The organism is Pseudomonas viridiflava (assembly GCF_900184295.1).
In the GTDB taxonomy this organism is placed as follows: Bacteria; Pseudomonadota; Gammaproteobacteria; order Pseudomonadales; family Pseudomonadaceae; genus Aquipseudomonas; species Aquipseudomonas viridiflava.
The window spans coordinates 357,919-378,814 of sequence record NZ_LT855380.1 but is presented as its reverse complement, the minus strand read 5'-3'; the positions used below and the strand labels follow the sequence as shown (position 1 = coordinate 378,814).

Here is a 20,896-nt window from a genome sequence, read left to right as displayed (position 1 = left end):
GAGGTTGACCGTGAACCCTGCCGCCGCTCCATCCGCCATCAAGTCAAACACTGCCTCTGCCGAGTCTTCGGTCCCGCTGGGTGACACCTATATCGAGAAAAACACGCCATTGTTCAAGCGCACCGCATTGGCCTTGTTCGCAGGCGGCTTCTCGACTTTCACACTGCTGTACTGCGTGCAACCGATGATGCCTATGCTGTCGCAGGAGTTTTCCATCACCGCCGCCCAGAGCAGCCTGATCCTTTCGGTCGCCACCGCCATGCTCGCCATCGGCCTGCTGATCACCGGTCCGGTTTCCGACCGACTGGGACGCAAGTCGGTGATGGTCATGGCCTTGTTCTGCGCCTCGCTGTTCACCATCGCCAGTGCGTTGATGCCGAGCTGGGAGGGCGTACTCGTCACCCGGGCGCTGGTCGGGCTGTCGCTCAGTGGCCTGGCGGCGGTGGCCATGACCTACCTCAGCGAAGAGATACACCCTACTCACCTGGGGCTGGCGATGGGGCTGTATATCGGTGGCAGCGCCGTCGGCGGCATGAGCGGACGATTGATCGTCGGCGTGATGATCGATTATGTGAGCTGGCACGCCGCGATGCTGGTGGTCGGCGGTCTGGCGTTGATCGCAGCGGCGGTGTTCTGGCGAATCCTGCCCGAGTCGCGCAACTTCCGCGCCCGCTCGCTGCATCCGCGCAGCCTGCTGGATGGCTTTGTTGTGCAGTTCCGCGACAAGGGTCTGCCATTGCTGTTTCTGACCGCTTTCCTGCTGATGGGCGCGTTCGTCACGCTCTTCAACTACATCGCCTATCGCTTGCTGAGCGAACCGTATCACCTGAGTCAGGCTGTGGTGGGCGTGTTCTCGGTGGTGTACCTGTCCGGCATCTACAGTTCGGCGAAGGTTGGCTCACTGGCTGATCGGCTGGGCCGTCGCCGCGTGCTGTGGGCGGTGATCGTGATGATGCTGTTCGGCCTGAGCCTGACGCTCTTTACGCCATTGCCAGTCGTGATCACAGGCGTGCTGATTTTCACCTTCGGCTTCTTCGGCGCGCATTCGGTGGCCAGCAGTTGGGTCGGCCGCAGGGCCACCGTCGCCAGAGGCCAGGCGACCTCGCTGTATTTGTTCTGCTACTACGCAGGTTCGAGCGTGGCCGGTACCGGCGGCGGCGTGTTCTGGCATTACGCGGGCTGGAACGGCATCGGACTGTTTATTGGCGTGTTGCTGCTGATGGCGCTGGGCGTGGCATGGCGGCTGGCGAAATTGCAGCCGCTGGCGGGACGGGGTTAAGCGTTGGTTGAGCGTTGCACACACCAGAATGTGGGAGGTGCTTGCCAGCGATCCGATATTTCAAGCGCCACATCAGTGACTGAACTGAAGCCATCGCCGGCAAGCCGCCTCTTATCAAACAACCTGCAACCCACTGAAGAAACTGGATTTTGTGGGAGCGGACCGGGCGGCGTTCCGTTTGTCCGCGAATGCTGTAGTTCAGCCGATGAATATTCGTCGGATGTACAGGCCTTTTCGCGGACAAGTCCGCTCCCACCAAGTTTGCTGCGCGACAGCGCTACGTCGAAGACGTGGTGGTGCCTCCCACGAGACTTGCGTCGATTAAAGGCTTCATTGGTTAGCCCAGCAACGTATGCAATACCTGCGCAAACTCCCGCGCGCTCTGCTCTTCATCAGCATGCCGGCCTTCACGGATCACCCAGCGTCCGGCGACGGCCACGTCGCGAATCTGACGATCACCGCCCGCGAACAGCCAGCGATTGAGAATGGCGTCGCCTGTCGCGGTGGCGATGTAAGGGCTATTACCGTCCAGCACCAGCCAGTCGGCACGTTTGCCAACTTCAAGTGCACCGATCTCCTGACCCAGCGCCTGCGCACCGCCCGCAAGAGCGGCGTCCATCAGGGTTCGTCCGACCATCGGCTGATCGCTGCGATACAACCGGTTTCGGCGCTGGTCGCGTAGCCGCTGACCGTACTCCAGCCAGCGCAGTTCTTCGACCACGCTGAGCGACACATGGCTGTCCGAACCGATACCCCAGCGCCCGCCCTGAGCGATGTAATCCACAGCGGGGAAAATGCCGTCGCCCAGATTCGCCTCCGTGGTCAGGCACAGACCGGCCACCGCACCGCTGTTCGCCATGAGCGCCACTTCATCAGGCTCGGCATGGGTCGCATGCACCAGACACCAGCGGTTATCCACAGGCGTGTTTTCATATAACCACTGCAAGGGTCGTCGCCCGCTCCAGCTCAGGCAGTCGGCGACTTCCTTCTGCTGCTCGGCAATGTGGATATGCACCGAGCAATGCGGGTCACTGGCGGCCAGCACTGCGCTGATCTGCTCGGGCGTGACGGCACGTAAGGAGTGAAAGCACAGGCCCAGTCGCTGCGACGGCTGATTTGCCAGAATCGGCTGCAGACGCGCCTGCAGGTCCAGATAACTCTCGGTGCTGTGGATAAATCGGCGCTGGCCGTCGTTCGGTGCCTGTCCGCCAAAACCTGAATGGCTGTAGAGCACCGGCAACAGCGTCAGACCGATACCGACCGAACTCGCCGCCTGGCTGATCTGTACCGCCAACTCGGCGGGATCGGCGTAAGGCTTGCCGGTCAGGTCCTGATGCACGTAATGAAACTCAGCGACCGAGGTATAGCCGCCCTTGAGCATCTCGATGTACAGCTGGCGGGCGATGACACCCAGTTGCTGAGGCGTGATACGCCCGACCAGACGGTACATGAGGTCGCGCCAGGTCCAGAAGCTGTCATTCGGGTTGCCCGCCACTTCCGCGAGCCCGGCCATAGCGCGCTGGAAAGCGTGCGAGTGCAGGTTCGGCATGCCGGGCAGCAACGGGCCGCTGACCACTTCCGCGCCCTGCCGATCAGCATTGACCTGAATCTGCGTCAACGTTCCCTCGGGGCTGACCTCCAGACGCACATCGCTGGCCCAGCCGTCAGGGAGTAACGCGCGCTCGGCAAAGAAGGCTGACATTGACTTCATACCTCATCACTGTAATTTGTATATACATATACAGACGTTTGGCGATCCGGTAAACCGTCGGCAAACTTGCCGTGCCACCGCTTAATGGTTAGCTTGAGCGCCTGAATCATCTCGATAACAAGGACACACACGTGCCGACGCCGCCCGCCTCTTCCTCACTGGCAGCCCAGATGGGCGAAAGTCCCGCACCCTTGTACGCCCGCGTCAAACACATGATCGCCCTGCAGATCCAGAACGGCACCTGGCCGCCACATCACCGCGTGCCATCGGAAAGCGAGCTGGTGACCCAACTGGGCTTCAGCCGCATGACCATCAACCGCGCCCTGCGCGAACTGACTGCCGAAGGCCTGCTGGTGCGCATGCAGGGTGTCGGCACGTTCGTGGCCGAACCCAAGAGCCAGTCGGCGCTGTTCGAAGTCCACAATATCGCTGACGAGATCGCGGCACGAGGCCATCGTCATTCCTGCAAGGTCATCGTCCTCAAGGAAGAAGCGGCAGGCTCCGAGCGTGCGTTGGCGCTGGACATGCGCGAGGGTCAGCGAGTGTTCCACTCGTTGATCGTGCACTACGAAAACGACATTGCCGTGCAGATCGAAGACCGCTTCGTGAACGCCCTGGTCGCACCGGATTACCTCAAGCAGGATTTCACTCAACAAACGCCTTATGCCTACCTGTCGCAGGTGGCACCGCTGACCGAAGGTGAACACGTGGTCGAGGCGATTCTGGCCGAAGCTGACGAGTGCAGGTTGTTGCAGATCGACGCGGGTGAGCCGTGCCTGCTGATTCGTCGTCGCACCTGGTCAGGCCGCCAACCGGTGACCGCCGCACGCCTGATTCATCCCGGCTCCCGTCATCGCCTTGAAGGACGTTTCACCAAATGACCCAGACCCGAATTCTGCGCGCCGTCGATTACCCGCGCATGCCGTGGAAGAACGGCGGGGGCAGCACTGAAGAAATCGCCCGCGATGCAGGTCACGATCTGGACGGTTTCGGCTGGCGCCTGTCGATTGCCGACATCGAGAATTCGGGCGGTTTTTCAGTGTTTGCCGGTTATCAGCGGATTATCACCGTGCTGCAGGGCGCGGGCATGACGCTGTCCGTTGACGGCATCGACAGCCGCCCGCTGCTGCCGTCCGATCCGTTCGCGTTCAGCGGCGACAGTCAGGTCGAGTGCACGTTGCTCGACGGACCGATCCGGGACTTCAACCTGATCTACGCTGCACATCGGTACAACGCTCGCCTGCAGTGGATCGACGTGCGCCAGCCGCAAAGGCTGTTCAGTTCGGCCAGCACTTTCGTGCTGTTCAGCATGGCCGAGCAGATTGCGCTGAGCGTCATTGGCCAGCCGTGGGAAATCCTCGGCAAACACGACTGCGCTCAAGTGGACACTACGGGCGGACTCACGGAAATCGAGCTGCAATCCTCAGGGGCCAGTCGTTGCTGCCTGATTGAGCTGAACGCCATTGGCAATGACGGTATGCTGGACGCCCCCTAAAAATCAGCTTCTCGTTCAAGGACGACCATGACTCAATTCCCTGTCAAGGAAACACCCCGAGCCGTCGCCATCCTCGCGAGCTTCCTCGCCTCCGAATCGGCAGGCGGCATCGTGTTGATGCTCGCAGCACTGGCCGCTCTAATCGTTGCCAACTCGCCACTTTCCGCCGGTTACTTTTCGATTCTGCACAGCGTATGGCTGGGTCTGTCGGTCGAGTTGTGGATCAACGATGGTCTGATGGCAATCTTCTTCCTGATGGTCGGCCTGGAAATCAAACGCGAAGTGCTGGCGGGCGGGCTCTCGACCTGGGGTCAGCGCGCCCTGCCCGGCTTTGCAGCAGCAGGCGGAATGTTGATCCCGGCGCTGATCTACATCGCCATCAACTGGGGCAACCCGCAGACGATGAGCGGCTGGGCGATTCCTGCGGCCACCGACATCGCCTTTGCTCTGGGTGTGCTGTCGCTGCTGGGCAACCGGGTGCCGACCTCGCTGAAAGTGTTTCTCGCCGCACTGGCGATTCTCGATGACCTGGGCGCGGTCACCATCATTGCGTTCTTCTACAGCTCCGGCCTGAACCTGCCGATGCTGGGCGCCGCCTTCGCCACGCTGGCGGTGTTAATCGTGATGAACAGACTCAACGTTCGTCGCCTGCTGCCTTATCTGCTGCTGGGCGCACTGTTGTGGTTCTTCGTGCTGCAGTCTGGCGTTCACGCCACGCTGGCAGGCGTCGCGCTGGCGTTGTGCATCCCGATGGGCAAGCCCGAGGAAGAGGCGCGCTCGCCGCTGCTGTTCCTTGAAGAGAAGATGCATTACTGGGTCGCGTTCGCCGTGGTGCCTATCTTCGGCTTTGCCAACGCGGGTGTTTCGCTGGCCGGTATCACGGTGGAAAACCTCGTTGATCCGGTGCCGCTCGGTGTCGCGCTGGGGCTGTTCGTGGGCAAGCAGATCGGCGTGTTCCTCGCCGCTGTGCTGGCGATTCGTTCAGGGCTCGCGGTGTTGCCGGAGGGCAGTAACTGGGTGCAGCTGTATGGCGTGGCGATCCTGTGCGGCATCGGTTTCACCATGAGTCTGTTCATCGGCAACCTGGCGTTCCCGGGTCAGCAGCACCTGATCGACGAGGTGAAAGTCGGCGTGCTGATCGGTTCGGGCATTGCGGCAATTGCCGGCATTATCGTGTTGCGCAGCCGCTTCAGCCGGCCCTGAAAAAATATTTTCAAATCACTGCATCCAGATTGTTTCTTCGCGGGTAGTACATACAGCAGCCACTTCGAGTTGCTGAGCGCGGTTAAATAATCTGGAGATTTCTGCATGAACGCAAAACGCTTGCTCTGCCTTGCAGGTAGTACCCTGGCTTTCACTTGCCTGTCGTCCGTCGCCCTGGCCCAGACCGATCTGCCCGAAAGCGTTCGGGTTCCGGCCGGCCACAAGATCAGCATGCAAACCACCGGGGTCGGCGAAATCACCTACGAGTGCCGCGCAAAAGCCAACATGCCCAACGAGATGGAATGGGCGTTCGTCGGTCCCAAGGCCGTGCTCAATGACAAGAGCGGCAAGCAGGTCGGCACCTACTACGGCCCGCCTGCCACCTGGGAAGCCAAAGACGGCTCGAAAGTGACCGGCACTCAGGTCGCTGTTGCACCTTCGAGCGCAGGCAACCTGCCGTACCAGTTGGTCAAGGCCAACCCGGCAGAAGGCAAAGGCGCCATGACCGGCGTTGCCTACATCCAGCGCACCGCGCTCAAAGGCGGCGTGGCACCGACCACCGCGTGCGCAGCCAGCAACAAGGGCGCCAAGGAAGTGGTCAAGTACCAGGCTGACTACCTGTTCTGGGCTGCCAACTGATACAGCCAGGCAATCGGGCACCGCGCAGTCAGTAAGCTATGCTGCTGCGCGGGTCCTCGTGATATCAACGAGGCATTAGTCCATCGATGGCGGATTACCTTGTCCTCACACGAATCTCTCTTTGATTACGAAGGCACGTTGCAAGCCTGCGCCCGCGGTGAGCGGCAGGCCCTGCAGCGTCTTTATGAACAGGAAAGCGCGCGGCTGCTCGGTGTGGTCGTGCGACTGGTTCGCGACCGGGAACTGGCCGAGGACATCGTGCATGACGCGTTTCTGAAAATCTGGACCCGTGCGGCCAGTTTCGACGCATCACGCGGTTCGGCACGCGGCTGGATATTCAGCGTGACCCGGCATCTGGCGCTCAACAACCTGCGCAATACGGCGCGGGAAGTCCGGGCTGAGGATGACGACAGCGAAGATCATCATGAACAGGCGACACTGGAAGGCTGGCAGGAAACCGGCGATGCCTTCGATTGGCGAGTCAATCCAGGACGCATTACGTCGTGCCTGGAGCAGCTTGAGCCGGTACGGCGCAACTGCGTGTTTCACGCGTATGTAGACGGTTATTCGCATCAGGAAATCGCGCAGAAAATCGGCGCGCCACTGGGTACGGTCAAAGCCTGGATCAAGCGCAGCCTGACGGCTTTGCGGGAGTGCATGGGATGACCCAACCTTCGGACAAGAATATTCACGAGCTGGCAGGCGAGTATGTGCTCGGCACACTGTCGGCCGAACAGAGGCTCGACGTACAACGTCGCCTGCCTCACGAACCGGATCTGCAGGCAGCAATAGACGCCTGGGATCAGCGCCTGCTGCCGTTGACCGAGCTGGCGGAACCGGTCAAGCCATCACCCGGCCTGTGGGAGCGGATCGAACGCAACCTGATGGATCGGACAGCGCCTCATGCGCAGCCTGAACAGCGCGTGCGCTGGTGGGACAATCTGGCGATCTGGCGCGGGCTGGCTGGTGCAGGCATCGCAGCCTCGCTGGTGCTGGGCCTGACACTGCTGACCCGCGATCCGGCGCCACCTTCCTATCTGGTGGTACTCGTCGGACCTCAGGACAAATCACCCGGCTGGGTCGTGCAGGCCAGCAATCGGCAGGAAATCCAGCTCATCCCGCTGGGCGCGTTCGAAGTACCGGCCGACAAGGCGCTGGAGTTCTGGACCAAAGGTGACGACTGGCAGGGGCCGGTGTCGTTGGGGCTGGTCAAGCCTGGGCAAAGCCTGAACGTCGCGCTCGATAAACTGCCGCCCCTGCAACCCAACCAGTTGTTTGAACTGACGCTGGAACAGTCCACCGGCTCGTCAATCGGCAAACCAACCGGGCCGATTCAATTCATAGGGCGGGCAGTGAAAGTCATCTGAGGCTAATTTTGTCAGACAATCTATTGATAGTTACCGATAATGAAATAGACCCTATTCCCTGATGCAACAATACAGCGCCGTTACTCGTCACGTGAATATAAACGGCGCTGTGTGACACCCAAAAGACAACACGCCCCTCGTCCAGAATCAGACCTGACCGAACATCATCTAAACCGTGTATTCCATACACGCCTTGACCACCTGTTCCCTGATCCACGAGTTGGAAGGGTCCTGATCGGCGCTCTCACTCCAGACCATATCCAGCGTAAAGGTCGGCAAGCCTGTCGGCGCATCTGTTGAAAAATGAATATCATCATTAACGATTAATTGCGCCACACGCCTGGGCAGGGTCACCACCACGTCGGAACCGGCGATCATGTGCAGGGCTGCCCCATAGCTGTTGGCCTTGGCCACGATCTGCCGGCTGCTGCCCTGCTTGCTCAGCCAGCCGTCTACCATGTTGGTTTCAGACGTCCAGGGCGTCGGGTAGACGTGCCTGCGCGCCACGAAGGTTTCAAGTTCGAAACCCGTTTCGGGTGGCATGAAGTTGCGATCCACCACACACACTAAATCATCATCCAACAGTATCTGGGATTTCAGTCCGCCGCCGCCGCGGTGATAATTGGGACCAAAACAAATAACCAGATCCAGCGTGCCACCGTTCAACTCTTTAACCGGAATGTCGCGATTGATTTTTTGAACATTCAACGTGACGGGAACTTCGTTGGAAGAAAACAACTTCAACAAACCGGGCAAGATAAGAAGTTCGAAATACTCAGGCGCACAAACGTTGTAAATGACATCTTTCTGAGGCGGCGACGACAGCGCAGCGCCGGAATAACAAACATTGATACTTTCCACGATCTTTAGAACATGGCTGTACATGGTCGTGGCTTTATACGTGGGTCGCATACCGCTGCGGGTATTGATGAACAACTCGTCTTCAAAGCTGTTGCGCAGCTTCTTCAGGCAGTAGCTGACGGTGGATTGGCTAACAAAAAGGGACTCGGAGACCTCGGTGACGCTGGAGCTTTCGTAAACCGAAATGAAAATCAACAAGTCCTGCATATCCAACTTTCTGAGCATATTGCTTTTAAGCATATCCATATATTCCAGAAGTCCAATGTGCTCGTAGAGTACCCAGCTATTTAGATATTAACAGACCGTTTTTGTTTTTTAAATGGTGTGTAGGAATTTTCCCAAATACATTCGCAGCACGTTTCAGGATCATCACAAACAATGGAGATGCCATCATGCTTATACGCGTGACCGACTGTGAATCACCGCTGTGGAAGCAGGCTGTCGAAATAGTTAAGAGTAAATTTCAGTCATCATATAAAGCCACCATAGAACCCAACCCACAGTATTTCGCCCTCACTCAGGACGAAGATGAAAGAATTATGTCATGTGCCGGAATTACCTTCGGCGATCACCGCACACTGTTTTCCGAACAGTACCTGTCCCGCCCCATTCATGAAATTCTGTCCGAACGTCACGGGCAGCAGATCGACCGTTCCTCGATTGTTGAAATCGGCAGCCTGGTCTCGCACCACGTCACGGCCGGCGTGATCATGGTCAACATGATTCCGTTGCTGGCCTGGTGCATGGGCGCGCAGTACCTGCTGTGCACCGTGACCCCGCGCGTGCGGGAAATGATGGAAAGCTGCCAGATTGTCTTCGAGCCGCTGCTGACCGCCGACCCCACGCTTCTTTCAGAAGACGGCGGCAAGAACTGGGGCTCCTACTACGCCAAACGCCCGATCACCGGGTTCATCAAGGTCGATCCTCAGCGCTCGCGCTTCGCTGCCATGACACTGGGCACGCTGTTCAACCACCTTCCAGTACAAGCGAGGGTGACGCAATGAGCGCCAATCTGATTGCCCAGTTGCGCTCCGCCCTGCAGGTTCACGGCGAGAAAGTCTGCGCGGTGGACCATGGCGACACCACCAGATCCCTCACCTACCGCGAACTGCGCCAACAGGCATTTGCCCTGGCTGCAGAGTTGCAGCACCGATTCCAGCCGAAGATGCCGAACGATCCGGTGGTGATCGGCATCGTCACGCGCAACTCCAGTCAGTGGCTGATCGCCGATCTGGCGTGTCTGTTCGCAGGCATAACTTCTTTGCCGCTGCCCCTGGCCTTCAGTCAGGTCCAGGCAGAAAACCTGGCAGCGCATTGCGACGGTTTTCTCGTGGACTCGGCCGGTCAGAAAACGCTCACCGAGCGCTGGCTTCTGGACCTGCCCGCCAGCAAGGTCCGGCATCTGGACTCACCGGCCATACCCCAGCCACTGGCACAGACAGCTGTCGAGCACGACTGGATCTGCAAGATCATTCATACCTCAGGTACCACCAGCAGTCCCAAAGGCGTTCGACTGTCCTGCGCCGCGATTGGCCAGGTGCTGAACTCGCTGCGTTTCAGAATGCCGGCCAACGCCCACCTCCGTTACCTGTCGCTGGTGCCCTTGAGCCTGCTGCTGGAACAGGTCACTGCCTCCTATCTGCCGCTTCTGGCAGGCGGCACGATTCATTTTCTGCCGCCCAATGAGCCGTTGCTGGGCGAACCGGGCGCATCGCCTGCGCGCCTGACCGACTGGATTCAACGGGTGAAACCCACCGCGCTGACGGTGCCGCCGGTCATGCTCAACGAGTTTCTGCGCAGGCTCCAGGAAGACCGGGAGATCGCTCGGAGTCTGGCCACTTACCTCACCGAACAGGTGCACATCACCTGCGGCGGTGCAGCGGTCGATGTCGAGATCCTGCGCGCCCTTGAAGCACAGGGTGTGTCGGTCTTCCAGGGCTACGGGCTGTCCGAAAATGCTTCGGTGGTGAGCGTGAACACTGCCGAACAGCAACGCCTGGGCAGCGTGGGCAAGCCGTTGCCGCACGTTCAGGTTCGCATCGGCCTCGACAAGACCATCGAAGTCAAAAGCACGTCGCTGTTCAGCGGTTATTCCGGCACGGACCCGAGCGCCTGTGCCATGAGTGCCGATGGCTGGATGGACACCGGCGACCTGGGTGCACTGGACAGTGACGGTTATCTGTATGTCCACGGTCGCAAGAAGAATGTGATCTGCCTGGCCAACGGCCGCAACGTGAGCCCGGAGCAGGTTGAACTGGAATACCGCAAATACGACGGCGTTCGCGACGCAGCGGTTTTTCTGGACGAAGACCACGGCCTGATCGCCCTGCTGTGCGTAGAGTCGCAGCCGGATCGCAGCGACCTGGCGCAGTGGTCGACCAAACGTTTCTCCGACGTGGAACGCCCCAGCAAGCTCTGGCTGCTGGACCTCGCCAATCCCCTGCTTGAACAGCTGTACACCGTGACCGGTCGCCCCAGACGCGCCGAGATTGCCGAAGCGTTCGCGCACCGTTTTTCTCCATCCATGCAAAGGACTTCTGCCGATGAACATGCCTGCCTCTCGCTCTGACAACCCCGAATTCGCGGTGATCGAACCCGCGCAATTCGCCACGCTGACGACCCAGGCGCTTTACGAGTTGCTGGGGACCTATGGCGTGGTGCTCATGCGTGACTGTATTCATGAAGCCGAAACCTTCAGCAGGTTCGTGAAGAACAACAGTTCGCGCCTGAGCCTGGACCCGGCCCGCACGATGGTCGGCGGTGCCGCGCAGCTGGTCGATGCCGGGACCCAGGAAATCGGTTTGCACTGCGAGAACGGCAACTCTCCGTTCTGGCCGGACATCACCTGGTTCTACTGTCAGGAAGCGCCGCGTCAGGGTTCGCAGACCACGCTCTGCGACGGTGAAGCCGTGCTGCGCGCCTTGTCGGCCGAATGCCGGGCCTTTTTCGAGAACAACCCGATTCGTTACAGCCGTACGGTCAGTGCAGACAAATGGCGTCGTCTGGTCTGCCACTATTCGGCCGACAAGAACGATCCGAGCCTCGTCACGCCGGATGACCTGATGCAGATCGTCGGCAACGACCCGCAGACGCGCATCACCTTCAACACCAGCGACGACTCGATTCATTACGCCTTTTCCACACCGGCCATTCCGGTTTCGCCGATCAGCCAGCGACCGGCGTTCGCCAACAGCATCCTCGGTCCGTCGTTCAACTACGAGAAGCCGATCATCGACACCGTCTCGGGCGACGCCATTCCCGAGCAGTTCCTGACCGAGATCGAAGAGGTTTCGACCGCCCTGACCTACCCGGTCGGCTGGCGCGACAACGACATGGTGATGATCGACAACCGCCGGGTCATGCACGGACGCCAGGCCATCGTCGACGACCGCCGTCGCATCTTCAACGCCTTGAGCTATCGCTGAGAGCCCCTATGAAAAACACTAAAAAAACAATTGTGGCCGGACTCTACGAGACCTACACAGATGCCGAAGGCGAGGAAATCATCGACCTGTCGGGCGGTTTCGGCTTTCAGGTGCCGGAAGTCATCGATGCCGTCAAAGCCCAGGCCGAAATCATGGGGCTGTCCAACCGGGTCCTGATGTCCGAACCCCTGATCGCCCTGTGCCGCCGCCTCGCCGGACTGTTGCCGGATCCGCTGGTCAGCTCCTATGTCTGCAGTTCGGGTGACGAAGCCTTCGAAGGTGCATTGAAGCTGTGCAAGGGGCTGAATCCTCGTCGCAATACGCTGGTGTTCATCAAGGGCGGCGACTACGGCTCGCTGACCTATGGCCGCAGCCTCACTCAGCCCGATCGCTACAGCGAAATCCAGCGACTGCTGGGCTTCAAGCGCGTTGCCGTCAGTCATGCCGATGATCTGGCAAGAATCGACTGGAACGACTGCTTTGCGGTCTGCCACACCAGTGTCATCACCGACGAAAAGGGCGTTCTGCGCCTGATCGAGCAGCCCTTGCTCGACCGCCTGTATGCCGCCGCCGGTAACGCGAAAGCGCCGGTCATCGCCATGGACGTCGCCACCTGCCTGGGCAGCCTGGGCACCCTGTTCGGCTTCCAGCAGTACACCAACACCCCGGACATCGCCGTATTGGGCGGTCCGCTGGGCGGCAGCGCAGTGCCGATCGGCACCTACACCTGCAGCGAAGAAATGGCCTACAAGGTCTATGGCCGCAGCACGCCCGCCAAACATGGCAGCACCACGGCCGGTAACCCGATGGCCTGCGTCGCAGCCCTGACCACGCTCGATTACTTGCACACCCATAACTCGCCTCAGCGCTGTACGCACAACGGCCAGTTGCTGGCCGGCGTGCTGACAGACCTTGGCGCAACCGCGCTGGGTGGCTGGGTCAGCGTGCCGCTGCACGGTCGCGACGAAGCGCAACTGCGCGAAGCCCTTTACCAGAATGGTGTGTACGCAAGCCCGGCACGCGGCAACGCGCTGGTGCTGCGCTGCCCTGTTACCGCCAGATCCCTGCCTGTCGAACGCGCCGGCCAACGTATCAAGGAGACTTTCAGACATGTCCTCAACCATGCCGCGTGAACAACTGCTGGACGACTGCGAACAGTTCTGGAGCGCCTCGGCCGCCAAGCTCTATCGCATCGGCAAGACCTCGGTGGAAAAGAGCACTGACGGCATTTACGTCACGGACCACACCGGCAAGAAATTCATCGACTGCGCGTGCAGCTACGGCGTGTTCATCGTCGGCCATCGCAACCCGACCGTGCGCGAGCGTGTGCAGGCGCAACTGAGCGAGCTGGCTTGGGTGCCGGAGGGTCGTGAACACCCGACGCAGGCTGTCTTGTCGGAACGCCTGCGCCACTTGATTCCCGGTGACTGGGGCGAGGTGCGCTACATGGTGTCGGGCGCCGAAGCCATCGAGCAGACCATGCGCTATGTGCTGCAGGTCCAGAAGCATCGGCGCGGCATTGTCGTGATGACCGATTCCTATCACGGCAAAACCCTGGCCGCCATGAGCATTCTGGGTCAGCAACAACACCACAGCAGCTACGGCACCTATTCCGAAGAAGTTACCTACGTGCCATATGGCGATTTCGCCGCGCTGCAAAAGGCTGTTGGCGAGGGTGTCTGCGCCATTTACGTCGAGCCGATTCTGGGCGGCGCGCACCTGCAGGTTCCGCCCGTCGGCTACATGGCCAACATTCGCGCACTGTGCGATGCGACCCAGACCCTGCTCATCGCCGACGAAATCCAGACCGGATTCGGACGCTGCGGCAAGTGGTTCGCGGTTCAGTACGACGATGTGGTGCCGGACATCATGATCCTGTCCAAAGGTCTGACCGGCGGCTACACCTCCTTCGCCTGTGCCGTTTACAGCCAGGCTCTGACCAACCGTTTTCCGCTCGATGAAATCGAACCGGACAACCGCACCACCGGCGGCCATCCACTGGCCTGCTCTGCGGCACTGGCCGCCATTGATTACATCCAGCAGCACAATCTGGTCGAGCTGTCGCGGATCAACGGCGGCCTGTTGCGTAACGGTCTGCAACGGCTGGCTTCGCGCTTCCCGCAGATCATCGAAGACGTGCCAGGCGTCGGCCTGATGACCGGCCTGCGCCTGCGGGGCTCGGTGTACGAAGCCTTGATGAGCATGGAACTGGGCAAACGTGGCGTACACGCCGGGCACTCGATGAACGAAAAGGCCGAGCATCCGGTGCTCAGGTTCTACCCGCCACTGAACATCACGCCCGAGGCGCTGGAGCACGTGCTCAAGATGATCGAGGAATCGCTGGAGGTGATTGCCGCCAAGCCGAAGCTGTTCGTGAAAGCGTTTTCGCTGGTGGTGCGCAACATGTACCAGATCCCGAACAAGTGGCTCGGCAGCAAGAAAGGACTCAAGCATGCTTAAACCGGACGAGTTGACGCTCGAAGAAATGGCCAGCCTGATCCGGCGCAGAGTGTTGACCAGCGTTTCGCTGGTCGACTTCTACCTGCAGCGCATCGAGGAACGCAATCCACAGATCAACGCAATCATTCTGCAGGAGCAGCGCGAGAGCCTTTATCAGCAGGCCGAAGCGGCGGATGGCCAGGCACGCAAAGGGCAGTTCAGCGGGCCGTTGCATGGCATTCCGATCACCATCAAGGACGTGTGCCACGTGAAGGGCTTTCGCATGTCCCGGGGCGTGGAGCAGTGGCGCAACGAACCCAGCACCGTTGACGCCACCGCCGTGGCCCGCTTGAGACAAGCCGGAGCGATCATTCTCGGCATCACCAACGTGCCTGAACTGTGCATGGCCTTCGAGACCGAGAATCTGCTGTACGGGCGCACGCTCAACCCGCACGACTCAAGCCGTACCGCAGGCGGCAGCAGTGGCGGCGAAGCGGCGGCCATCGCTGCGGGTCTGTCACCGGCAGGGCTGGCCTCCGACGCCTGCGGCAGCGTGCGTATTCCGGCGCATTTCAACGGCATCTGCGGCCTGAAACTGACGCAGGGTCGCGTCCCGCTGAGCGGGCAATACCCCAACGAACGTTCAGGCCTGTTCCACATGACTTCGGCCTTCGGCGTCATGGGCAGGTATGTCGATGACCTGCGGGTGCTGGGCAAACTCATCAGCGGTGCCGATCAGAAGGACCCGGACACCGTGGACGTGCCCTTTGCACCCGGCAAACCTTTGCAGGACCTGCGAATTGCCGTATCGGGCAGGTCGTCAGTCGCTCAGGTGACCCCGGCCATCCAGAGCGTGCTGGACGCGGTTGCCAGACGCCTGAACAACGTGGTCAGCGCAGTGGAAGACGTAAGGCCGCCCCTGCTCGAAGAGGCTTGCGACGTGTTGTGGCGGGTCTTCATTACCGGTGGCGACGGCGGCAAAGGGTGGGAAGCGCTGTTCGCTGCCATCGGCAAGGACCAGTTCACCAAGGCAACCGCGCAATTGCTGGAAATGAGCCGTGGCGTCGAGCTGAGCACCGAAGAGCTGAAGCGTGACTGGGTCATGATTGACACCTTCCGTCACCAGCTTGCGCGGTTCTTCAACGACTACGACTTGTTCATTTCCCCGGTGTACGGCGATGTCGCCTTTGCCCACGGAGAGTCCCTCGAGGATCGGGGCCGCTACGCCTTCGTCTTTCCCTTCAGCCTGTCGGGGTCACCCGCAGCGGTCATCAAGTGCGGCCACGATCCGCAAAACGGCATGCCGATCGGCATTCAGATCGTCGCGCCCCATTGGCAGGAAGAACAACTGCTCAGAGTGGCCGCCTATCTGGAGAGCGAGTTCGAAGGCTGGCAGCCAGCCTTCGTCAAAGCGGGCTGACATCAGACCGTGGCAAGCTTGCGCTGGCGGCTCTTGAGCACCAGCGCAACCATGCCGAGCAGGACCAGCACCGCGCCGGTAATACCCATTGATACCGGCTGCTCCCCCAGATACCAGCGAGACAGGGTGACGAACAGCGTGCTCAGGTACACGTAGGAAATCACGGTCGAAGACCCGATGACCCCGATGGCCCGGTGCAACAGCCAGAACGTTCCGAGGGTGCCGAACAACGCCAGGTAAAACAGCCAGAAGACATCGATCGCCATGAGCTCCGTCCCGGTGCGCCAGCCTCCGGTTGCAGCGGCAATCAGCAGCAGAAAGAGCGCGCCAAACAGCATGTTCCAGAACGTCATCGCGACCGGGCTGGTGTCGCTCAGCGCCTTGAGCTTGTAGCGCTGACTCAGCGGTGAATAAAGCGCCATCGCCAGACAGCCCACACCGTAGACCACCAGCGCGTACAGCGACGGCGTCGCATCCGCATGCGAACCTGCCACGATCAGCAACACGGCACCCACGGCTGCGGTCAACATCGGGAACACCCGGCCCTTGAGGATCATCCCGTGCATCAGCGCCACCTCGAAGCACAGCGTCATCAGCGGCACCAGTGTGTACAGCGTTGCGGTGTGCACGGCCGACGTATAGCGCAGCGCCTCGAACAGCGAGCCGAAATAGACCGCCAGCAACAACCCCAGCACACAGTGGCAACGCAGCCGTGTCATGTTCATCGACAGGTTGCCCTTCACCAGCAGAATCGGCAGAAAAAGCAGCGCCGAAAACAACAGGCGCAGCCCGGTCAGCAACACCGGATCAACCGCCTGACTCACATAGCCGGCGGCAAAAAACGACGAGGCAATCAAGGCTGCCCAAATAACCATTCCGCCATGGGCGGTTGAAAAACCAGCGTCTTTCATCATGCGCTCCGAAAACAGGATCAACACGCATGATGGGTAAACAGCACGGCGTACGGGTGCTAGTTTTTAAATAAGTACGCCCAGTTATTCACTTGCAGTTATTCGCTATGCGGCCGGGCGAGCGGCGCTGCGGGCAATCTCGAACAGACGCCCGGCTTCGACCGCTGTGGGCCTGACGTCGAACTGACCTTGCAGGCAGCTATCGAACGCCGAGCGCGAATCCAGTAACACCGTCTGCTGCATTTCATTCACGTAACGCAGATTCAACAGGCGTCTTCGCCCACCGCGGGTGTAACGGGTCAATACCAGGTTGCGACAGAAAATGGAGTCAGGCGAAGTAGCCGAATAGTGATTGGCCGTGTCGATGTGCGCCTGCCGCGAAGGCTCATCGCCCAGCCGGTACAACTCGTCCCACTGGCCCTGCTCACTGATCCACAACCCTCTGCCACTCTGCGATGGACGCACCTGAAACGCCAGGGTGTTCTGCGGCCGAGCGCTCTCGGTGTCCAGTTCAATGGGCCAGAGCAGGCCGTTGCCAAAGCCGGTATCGCACAGCAGCACCCGGCCTGCGACCTGCGTCAGAAGGTAAAGATGCGTAGGCGGCAGAACCCGGTCACCGGTGCGGTAGACCACTCGCGCCAGATACGGCGTCGCCTCGATGCCCTGACGTTCCAGATGCGCCTTGAATGCCGAGTTCAGTTCATGGCAATAGCCGCCCCGATACCGCGCAAGCGAGCGCAGCAGTGTGTCAGGCGAGAGATTCGGCGGCCCGTTCAACAGCGCGTTGAGGTTGTTGAAAACGTAGCGTTGCGTCCAGGTGCGATGAAGACCGAACACATGATGTAGCTGTGGCGAGTGAGCCTGTGCGGTCATGAACACGTCCTTTGCCAGCGTCTGGCGTTCTTGTTGCGCCGTCTCTGTCACGCAGCCTGATGCCTTCATCAAACCAGGCAGATTAAGCCGCTTCGCCAACCCCTCCACAAACGAAAATCTGCAGAACAGTTATCGAGAAATCAGGTTCCACAGGCGCCCCACCTGCTGTGCATCATTCTGTTACCCACCGCCCCAAAACAGCGCAGGAAACGTTTCAGGTAACAGGTTCGGTATGGGGCAGGAAAAAATCCCGTCATCCATGCCCTCTCCAAAGCCCTTTTAAACCGGGCATCGACGCGACGGTGCAGGTCGTCAATTCAAGTTGGCCTTCAGATTGCATATGCTTGTATATACGAGTAGAGACAAGTTGGCAGACTGGTTCTGCCAGACAGATGTGAACGCCCTTTGCGGGCTGGTTTGGAATGATCGCCGAGGATTTTTTTGTGACAGAGAAACTTGTGACCGAGAAGCAAGACCTGAAGCAGGACTGGACCCGCCACCGCGAAGGCGAGGTACGTGCGGCACGAGGTACGAAACTGACGGCCAAAAGCTGGCTGACCGAAGCGCCGTTGCGCATGCTGATGAACAACCTGGACCCGGAAGTTGCCGAGAACCCCAACGAACTGGTGGTGTACGGCGGCATCGGGCGGGCGGCACGCAACTGGGAGTGCTACGACCAGATCGTCGAAAGCCTCACCCACCTGAATGACGACGAGACGCTGCTGGTGCAATCCGGCAAGCCGGTCGGCGTGTTCAAGACCCACAGCAATGCCCCGCGCGTGCTGATCGCCAACTCCAACCTGGTGCCGCACTGGGCGAGCTGGGAGCACTTCAACGAACTGGATGCCAAGGGCCTGGCGATGTACGGCCAAATGACCGCCGGCAGCTGGATCTACATCGGCAGCCAAGGCATCGTGCAAGGCACCTACGAAACCTTCGTCGAGGCCGGTCGCCAGCATTACGACGGCAACCTCAAAGGCCGCTGGGTATTGACCGCAGGCCTGGGCGGCATGGGCGGCGCGCAACCACTGGCCGCGACACTGGCCGGAGCCTGCTCGCTGAACATCGAATGCCAGCAGAGCCGTATCGATTTCCGTATCAAGACCCGCTACGTCGACGAACAGGCCGACGATCTGGATGACGCGCTGGCTCGCATCGCCAAATACACCGCCGAAGGCAAGGCCATCTCCATCGCCCTGTGCGGCAACGCGGCCGAGATCCTGCCGGAAATGGTCCGTCGTGGCGTGCGCCCGGACATGGTCACCGACCAGACCAGCGCCCATGACCCACTCAACGGCTACCTGCCAAAAGGCTGGAGCTGGGACGAGTACCGCGCCCGCTCGGTAAGCGAGCCGGCCAATGTGGTCAAGGCCGCCAAGCAGTCGATGGCCGAACACGTCGAAGCCATGCTGGCCTTCCAGAAAGCCGGTATTCCAACCTTCGACTACGGCAACAACATTCGTCAGATGGCCAAGGAAGTCGGCGTCAAGGACGCCTTCGATTTCCCAGGCTTCGTGCCTGCCTACATCCGTCCGCTGTTCTGCCGAGGCATCGGCCCGTTCCGCTGGGCCGCGCTGTCGGGTGACCCGCAGGACATCTACAAGACCGACGCCAAGGTCAAGGAACTGATCCCGGACGACGAACACCTGCACAACTGGCTGGACATGGCCCGCGAGCGCATCAGCTTTCAGGGTCTGCCCGCCCGTATCTGCTGGGTCGGTCTGGGCCAGCGCGCCAAGCTCGGTCTGGCGTTCAACGAGATGGTGCGCAGCGGCGAGCTGTCGGCACCGGTGGTGATTGGCCGCGACCACCTGGACTCCGGTTCGGTCGCCAGCCCCAACCGCGAAACCGAAGCCATGCGCGACGGCTCCGACGCAGTCTCCGACTGGCCGTTGCTCAACGCCCTGCTCAACACCGCCAGCGGCGCAACCTGGGTGTCTCTGCACCACGGCGGCGGCGTCGGCATGGGCTTCTCGCAGCACTCGGGCATGGTGATCGTCTGCGACGGCACCGACGAAGCCGCTGCACGGATCGCCCGCGTGCTGCACAACGACCCGGCCACTGGCGTCATGCGCCATGCCGACGCGGGATATGACATTGCTATCGAATGTGCCAAAGAGCAGGGCTTGAACCTGCCGATGATCGGACGTTAAGGGACCTGTCGGTCATCACCGACAGCCCTCGGGAACGGGCGTGAAAAACGCCCGAAGGCCGGATGCCTGTTTTGAAGCTGCCACCATCCCTTTCAGGCGTAGGAGCATCGACAATGAATATGAAAAAGGCCCTGTTGACCACTCTGGTATCCGCTGGCTTGCTTGCCAGCGCCGGAGCGAGTCAGGCCGCCAGCTGGTGTGAATCGGGCAAGCCGGTGAAATTTGCGGGCCTGAACTGGGAAAGCGCCATGCTGCTGACCGATATCCTGCAGATTGTGATGGACAAGGGTTACGGCTGCACCGTGGACGCCCTGCCCGGCAACTCCATCGCCATGGAAAACGCCCTGAGCACCAACGACATTCAGATTTTCGCTGAAGAATGGGTGGGTCGCAGCGAGGTGTGGAACAAGGCTGCGGCGGCCGGAAAAGTGGTCGGTGTCGGCGCGCCTATCGTCGGTGCGGTCGAAGGCTGGTACGTGCCGCGCTACGTGATCGAAGGCGATGCCAAGCGCAAGCTGGAAGCCAAGGCGCCGAACCTCAAGTCCATCAGTGACTTGGCGCAATACTCGGCGGTGTTCAAGGATCAGGAAGAACCCGGCAAGGGCCGTTTCTACAACTGCCCGGCCGGCTGGACCTGCGAGCTGGAAAACAGCGAGATGCTCAAGAGCTACGGTCTGGAGAACAAGTACACCAACTTCCGGCCGGGCACCGGCCCTGCGCTGGACGCGGCTATCCTGTCCAGCTACAAGCGTGGCGAGCCGATCCTGACGTATTACTGGTCGCCGACGCCGCTGATGGGCCAGGTGGATCTGGTGCGTCTGGAAGAGAAGGCCGGGGTAAACAAGACGATCGATATCAAGGTCGGCGTGTCCAAGGTGTTCCATGATCAGGCGCCTGAGCTGGTTGCGATGCTGGAGAAGGTCAATCTGCCGATTGACCTGCTCAACCAGAACCTGGGACGCATGGCCAAGGACCGCATCGAATCGCCGAAGCTTGCCCGGATCTTCCTGAAAGAACACCCGGAAGTCTGGCACCAGTGGGTCAGTGAAGACGCCGCGAAAAAGGTGGACGCCTCGCTGTAAACGACTGGGCAGCCGGGCTGACAATGCCGGTCCGGTTG

General features: G+C 60.4%; 19 protein-coding genes. 15 read left to right on the top strand and 4 right to left on the bottom strand.

Annotated features, from left to right (window positions below):
• Positions 1-10: 10 nt before the first annotated feature.
• Positions 11-1,279 carry an MFS transporter gene (locus tag CFBP1590_RS01815; protein ID WP_029244332.1) on the top strand — a complete coding sequence of 423 codons (1,269 nt, stop codon included), beginning with the start codon at positions 11-13 and terminating at the stop codon, positions 1,277-1,279.
• A gap of 337 nt (positions 1,280-1,616) precedes the next feature.
• Here CFBP1590_RS01815 and CFBP1590_RS01810 read toward each other — a convergent pair whose 3' ends face one another.
• Positions 1,617-2,981 carry a formimidoylglutamate deiminase gene (locus CFBP1590_RS01810; RefSeq protein ID WP_088234379.1) on the bottom strand — a complete coding sequence of 455 codons (1,365 nt, stop codon included), beginning with the start codon at positions 2,979-2,981 and terminating at the stop codon, positions 1,617-1,619.
• Between the two features lie 179 nt (positions 2,982-3,160).
• Between CFBP1590_RS01810 and hutC the strand changes: the two genes are divergently transcribed.
• The 6 genes from hutC to CFBP1590_RS01780 all read left to right on the top strand — a co-directional run bounded on the left by hutC (position 3,161) and on the right by CFBP1590_RS01780 (position 7,694).
• Positions 3,161-3,871, top strand: a complete 711-nt coding sequence (gene hutC / locus CFBP1590_RS01805) for a histidine utilization transcriptional repressor HutC (RefSeq protein ID WP_191625377.1) — start codon at positions 3,161-3,163, stop codon at positions 3,869-3,871.
• Complete coding sequence (locus CFBP1590_RS01800; RefSeq protein ID WP_088234378.1) at positions 3,868-4,485, top strand: HutD/Ves family protein; 618 nt, start codon at positions 3,868-3,870, stop codon at positions 4,483-4,485. The genes hutC and CFBP1590_RS01800 overlap by 4 nt, the downstream gene beginning before the upstream one ends.
• 27 nt (positions 4,486-4,512) lie before the next feature.
• A complete protein-coding gene (nhaA, locus tag CFBP1590_RS01795) occupies positions 4,513-5,688 on the top strand; it encodes a Na+/H+ antiporter NhaA (RefSeq protein WP_058431835.1) in 1,176 nt (391 codons plus the stop codon).
• A 105-nt stretch (positions 5,689-5,793) separates the two neighbouring features.
• The gene (locus CFBP1590_RS01790; RefSeq protein WP_004880392.1) at positions 5,794-6,327 is read left to right on the top strand and encodes a DUF3455 domain-containing protein; all 534 of its coding nucleotides are present in this window, start codon (positions 5,794-5,796) and stop codon (positions 6,325-6,327) included.
• A gap of 99 nt (positions 6,328-6,426) precedes the next feature.
• A complete protein-coding gene (locus CFBP1590_RS01785) occupies positions 6,427-6,993 on the top strand; it encodes a sigma-70 family RNA polymerase sigma factor (RefSeq protein ID WP_058431834.1) in 567 nt (188 codons plus the stop codon).
• A complete protein-coding gene (locus CFBP1590_RS01780; protein WP_058431833.1) occupies positions 6,990-7,694 on the top strand; it encodes an anti-sigma factor in 705 nt (234 codons plus the stop codon). Before CFBP1590_RS01785 ends, CFBP1590_RS01780 begins: the two co-directional genes overlap by 4 nt.
• 168 nt (positions 7,695-7,862) lie before the next feature.
• Here CFBP1590_RS01780 and CFBP1590_RS01775 read toward each other — a convergent pair whose 3' ends face one another.
• The gene (locus CFBP1590_RS01775) at positions 7,863-8,795 is read right to left on the bottom strand and encodes a LysR family transcriptional regulator (protein ID WP_088234377.1); all 933 of its coding nucleotides are present in this window, start codon (positions 8,793-8,795) and stop codon (positions 7,863-7,865) included.
• 152 nt (positions 8,796-8,947) lie between these two features.
• On the opposite strand from CFBP1590_RS01775, the gene CFBP1590_RS01770 reads away from it, so the two are divergent.
• From CFBP1590_RS01770 to CFBP1590_RS01745, 6 genes are read left to right on the top strand one after another with little or no spacing between them, the layout of a single operon-like run.
• Positions 8,948-9,559, top strand: a complete 612-nt coding sequence (locus CFBP1590_RS01770) for a thermostable hemolysin (RefSeq protein WP_058431831.1) — start codon at positions 8,948-8,950, stop codon at positions 9,557-9,559.
• On the top strand, positions 9,556-11,124 hold the full coding sequence (locus CFBP1590_RS01765; RefSeq protein WP_088234376.1) for an AMP-binding protein: 1,569 nt from the start codon (positions 9,556-9,558) through the stop codon (positions 11,122-11,124). The genes CFBP1590_RS01770 and CFBP1590_RS01765 overlap by 4 nt, the downstream gene beginning before the upstream one ends.
• Positions 11,099-11,980 (top strand): TauD/TfdA family dioxygenase, encoded by an 882-nt coding sequence (locus tag CFBP1590_RS01760; RefSeq protein WP_043305585.1) that lies wholly within the window; start codon positions 11,099-11,101, stop codon positions 11,978-11,980. Before CFBP1590_RS01765 ends, CFBP1590_RS01760 begins: the two co-directional genes overlap by 26 nt.
• 8 nt (positions 11,981-11,988) lie before the next feature.
• Positions 11,989-13,113 carry an aminotransferase class III-fold pyridoxal phosphate-dependent enzyme gene (locus tag CFBP1590_RS01755; protein ID WP_088234375.1) on the top strand — a complete coding sequence of 375 codons (1,125 nt, stop codon included), beginning with the start codon at positions 11,989-11,991 and terminating at the stop codon, positions 13,111-13,113.
• The gene (locus CFBP1590_RS01750; RefSeq protein ID WP_025995357.1) at positions 13,091-14,440 is read left to right on the top strand and encodes an aspartate aminotransferase family protein; all 1,350 of its coding nucleotides are present in this window, start codon (positions 13,091-13,093) and stop codon (positions 14,438-14,440) included. The genes CFBP1590_RS01755 and CFBP1590_RS01750 overlap by 23 nt, the downstream gene beginning before the upstream one ends.
• Entirely contained in the window at positions 14,433-15,839 is a 1,407-nt protein-coding gene (locus tag CFBP1590_RS01745; RefSeq protein WP_088234374.1) for an amidase, read from the top strand. The genes CFBP1590_RS01750 and CFBP1590_RS01745 overlap by 8 nt, the downstream gene beginning before the upstream one ends.
• 2 nt (positions 15,840-15,841) lie before the next feature.
• Here CFBP1590_RS01745 and CFBP1590_RS01740 read toward each other — a convergent pair whose 3' ends face one another.
• Positions 15,842-16,750: a DMT family transporter gene (locus CFBP1590_RS01740; protein WP_088236346.1), complete on the bottom strand. Its 909-nt coding sequence runs from the start codon at positions 16,748-16,750 to the stop codon at positions 15,842-15,844.
• A 105-nt stretch (positions 16,751-16,855) separates the two neighbouring features.
• The gene (locus CFBP1590_RS01735; RefSeq protein WP_160169232.1) at positions 16,856-17,623 is read right to left on the bottom strand and encodes an arylamine N-acetyltransferase family protein; all 768 of its coding nucleotides are present in this window, start codon (positions 17,621-17,623) and stop codon (positions 16,856-16,858) included.
• 422 nt (positions 17,624-18,045) lie between these two features.
• Here CFBP1590_RS01735 and hutU point away from each other — a divergent pair, with 422 nt between their 5' ends.
• Positions 18,046-19,776 (top strand): urocanate hydratase, encoded by a 1,731-nt coding sequence (gene hutU / locus CFBP1590_RS01730; protein WP_080665337.1) that lies wholly within the window; start codon positions 18,046-18,048, stop codon positions 19,774-19,776.
• Between the two features lie 113 nt (positions 19,777-19,889).
• The gene (locus CFBP1590_RS01725) at positions 19,890-20,858 is read left to right on the top strand and encodes an ABC transporter substrate-binding protein (RefSeq protein WP_004880399.1); all 969 of its coding nucleotides are present in this window, start codon (positions 19,890-19,892) and stop codon (positions 20,856-20,858) included.
• Positions 20,859-20,896 lie beyond the last annotated feature (38 nt).

Bases quoted from the DNA above. Each gene is read 5' to 3' on its own strand.
- CFBP1590_RS01810 (WP_088234379.1), bottom strand. From the start codon at position 2,981: ATGTCAGCCTTCTTTGCCGAGCGCGCGTTACTCCCTGACGGCTGGGCC.
- hutC (WP_191625377.1), top strand. From the start codon at position 3,161: ATGGGCGAAAGTCCCGCACCCTTGTACGCCCGCGTCAAACACATGATC.
- CFBP1590_RS01800 (WP_088234378.1), top strand. From the start codon at position 3,868: ATGACCCAGACCCGAATTCTGCGCGCCGTCGATTACCCGCGCATGCCG.
- nhaA (WP_058431835.1), top strand. From the start codon at position 4,513: ATGACTCAATTCCCTGTCAAGGAAACACCCCGAGCCGTCGCCATCCTC.
- CFBP1590_RS01790 (WP_004880392.1), top strand. From the start codon at position 5,794: ATGAACGCAAAACGCTTGCTCTGCCTTGCAGGTAGTACCCTGGCTTTC.
- CFBP1590_RS01780 (WP_058431833.1), top strand. From the start codon at position 6,990: ATGACCCAACCTTCGGACAAGAATATTCACGAGCTGGCAGGCGAGTAT.
- CFBP1590_RS01775 (WP_088234377.1), bottom strand. From the start codon at position 8,795: ATGCTTAAAAGCAATATGCTCAGAAAGTTGGATATGCAGGACTTGTTG.
- CFBP1590_RS01770 (WP_058431831.1), top strand. From the start codon at position 8,948: ATGCTTATACGCGTGACCGACTGTGAATCACCGCTGTGGAAGCAGGCT.
- CFBP1590_RS01765 (WP_088234376.1), top strand. From the start codon at position 9,556: ATGAGCGCCAATCTGATTGCCCAGTTGCGCTCCGCCCTGCAGGTTCAC.
- CFBP1590_RS01760 (WP_043305585.1), top strand. From the start codon at position 11,099: ATGAACATGCCTGCCTCTCGCTCTGACAACCCCGAATTCGCGGTGATC.
- CFBP1590_RS01755 (WP_088234375.1), top strand. From the start codon at position 11,989: ATGAAAAACACTAAAAAAACAATTGTGGCCGGACTCTACGAGACCTAC.
- CFBP1590_RS01750 (WP_025995357.1), top strand. From the start codon at position 13,091: ATGTCCTCAACCATGCCGCGTGAACAACTGCTGGACGACTGCGAACAG.
- CFBP1590_RS01745 (WP_088234374.1), top strand. From the start codon at position 14,433: ATGCTTAAACCGGACGAGTTGACGCTCGAAGAAATGGCCAGCCTGATC.
- CFBP1590_RS01740 (WP_088236346.1), bottom strand. From the start codon at position 16,750: ATGAAAGACGCTGGTTTTTCAACCGCCCATGGCGGAATGGTTATTTGG.
- CFBP1590_RS01735 (WP_160169232.1), bottom strand. From the start codon at position 17,623: ATGACCGCACAGGCTCACTCGCCACAGCTACATCATGTGTTCGGTCTT.
- hutU (WP_080665337.1), top strand. From the start codon at position 18,046: ATGATCGCCGAGGATTTTTTTGTGACAGAGAAACTTGTGACCGAGAAG.
- CFBP1590_RS01725 (WP_004880399.1), top strand. From the start codon at position 19,890: ATGAATATGAAAAAGGCCCTGTTGACCACTCTGGTATCCGCTGGCTTG.